Consider the following 2203-nt stretch of genomic DNA (forward strand, 5'->3'; position numbering starts at 1 on the left):
CGGTGCCGCCCTCAACCGGCACCTCGCCGGCCTCGTTGAGCTTGGCGCCCAGGGCCCGGGACCAGGCGGTGGCGGCCAGGGCGGCGCCGGTCAGGGCGGTCTTGACCACGGTGGCCTGGGCCACGCCCTGCTGGCTGGCCACCCGGCCCTTGTTGGCCCCCAGCAGGACGGCCCCGCCGACCACATGGGCGGCGATGCCGGCCAGGTTGACCGGGGTCCAGCGGTTCCAGCCCGAGCTGGCCACCCGCAGCCGCTGGGTGGGCTCCTCCACGTCGGCCGCGGCTCCGTTGAGCCCGACCGCCCCCATCAGCGAGCCACCGAACCAGGTGGCCAGACCCAGGTCGTGCAGGGAACGGGAAACGGTGTTGTCAGCTGTCACAGTGTTGCTCCTTCATGTGTAGAGAGACAAGCAGGGGCCGCCAGGCCAGCCCGGGAACCCACCAGGACCCGAGGAGGGGGAGGCGTCACGATCGGCTGCAGCTCAGCCGCCAGCGGCGTCGTGGTCGCGTCACGGTTGTGAAGCATGCGGCCGCTCACTTCGGGTTCGGGCCCAGCATCGGCGGGACATCGGGCCGGGTGTGGCTGAAGCGTTCGGGTGGACGGCCACTGGCCGCGCCATCGGCTCGGTTCCGCCGCCCGTGGTGACGGCGCCGGTGCCGTCACCACGGGCATTACGGGTTGCCATGCTGTTGCCGCTCCTCTGCCTAGGCCTGCCGCCGGGCTCGGTCCGGGTCGGGACTGGCGGCCATGCGGGTTGCTCCGGCGTCGTCGTCGCTTGGGTCGCGGTCGCGCCCGGCTGGCTGGTCGACGACGGTGCGGGTCTCGGTGTGGACCGGACGCGGCTGCTTGCTGTGCCAACGCTCGCCGAGGATCCCCCCTAGCACCGACCCGATGAGCATGGCCAGCAGCGAGCCCAGGCCGACGATGGTGCCGATCTGGGCCCATTCGTCACCCGAGGTCGGGATGCCGATGCTGCGCAGGTTCCCGAGCGCGGTGGAGCCGGCGTTGGGGTCGACCTGGTCGGCCTGAGAGCTGAGGATGGCGGCCAGGATGGCCGGGACCAGGATGGCCAGCACGAACACGGCCAGGCCGTTCAGCCAGCCGGCCCGCCGGGCCATCCGGCCGGCGACGTACCCGCCGAACAGGTAGGCGAGCAGGAGCGCGACGGCGACCGTGATGCCGGCGCCGATCCCGACCTCCCGCCAGTCCAGCGTCCCGAAGTCGGTGTTGGCACCGACCGCGCCGGCGATGGCGGAGACGAGGGCGAGCAGGATCGCGAAGCTGCCGAACGCGGTGACCGCGCCGGCGAGGATGGCCAGCAGCGACAGCTTGCCGATCCCGGCCTCGCGGGCCAGCCTGGCCCGATCCTTGTTGGACTCACCAGTGATGGTGTCTGCCATGAGAATTCTCTCCGTTCCGTGAACCCACAGTCAGCGGAAGGGAGCCACCATGTGCGACGGCAGGGCGGCGGCTCCCTTCCCGGCTGACTGGATCAGCCGCGGTCGTCGCGGTCGGTGGACTGGTCGCCGTCGACCTCGATCTGCTCCTTGCGGACCTCCTCGGACACCTGACGCTCGTCGGTGACGGTCTCGGTGTCGAGGCGGACCAGCTCGCGGGGCACGGCCCGCTTCTCGACCACGACCTCCTCCTCGCGGAGGGTGACCTCGTGCTCCTCCTCGGAGATGGCCGGGCCGCTGGTGGCCGCATCCAGGTTGGCGTCGGTGATCGGCTCGCGCTCGACCCGGACCTCCTCGCGCTGCACCGGCACCGTGACCTGCTGGGTCTCGGTGGTCACGTACTTGCGCAGCCGGGCCCGGCCCCGCTCCCGGGTCTCGGTCCCGACCCGCAGCTCCTCCTCGGAGCGGGTCATGGCGTCGTCGGTGGTCGGCCCGGAGGTGTCCCGGCCGACGGTGTCGCGGTCGACGTCCGTGCCGGCGGGCAGGCCAGTGTCGGAACGGGACCCGGAGTACTCCATGCCGTAGTGGCGGTACAGCGCGGCCTCCTCGTCCTGGGACAGCTGCCCGTCGGCCTCCATGCTGGGAGCGTCGGTGACCTGGTCCTTGTCGTAGGGCACCTGGACGCTGTCGCCGGTGTCCTGGGCCTGGGCCAGCGGCACGAAGGTGGTCTTGGCCGCGAACAGGCCGCTGGTGACCGTGGCCCACTCGGGCTGGCCGGTCTCGTCGTCCAGGTAGATGGCGTCGAT

Annotated in this window: 3 protein-coding genes; all 3 read right to left on the reverse strand. The window is 71.9% G+C overall.

Going from position 1 to position 2203, the window contains the following annotated elements; all coding sequences use genetic code 11:
• On the reverse strand, positions 1 to 379 hold a 379-nt coding region (locus VF468_30400), incomplete at its 3' end, for a hypothetical protein (protein HEX5882597.1).
• Between the two features lie 325 nt (positions 380 to 704).
• Positions 705 to 1400, reverse strand: a complete 696-nt coding sequence (locus VF468_30405; protein ID HEX5882598.1) for a TIGR04086 family membrane protein — start codon at positions 1398 to 1400, stop codon at positions 705 to 707.
• A gap of 92 nt (positions 1401 to 1492) precedes the next feature.
• Positions 1493 to 2203 (reverse strand): YsnF/AvaK domain-containing protein (locus VF468_30410; protein HEX5882599.1); only part of this gene is annotated, 711 nt, incomplete at its 5' end.

The organism is Actinomycetota bacterium, from assembly GCA_036280995.1.
Classification (GTDB): Bacteria; Actinomycetota; CALGFH01; order CALGFH01; family CALGFH01; genus CALGFH01.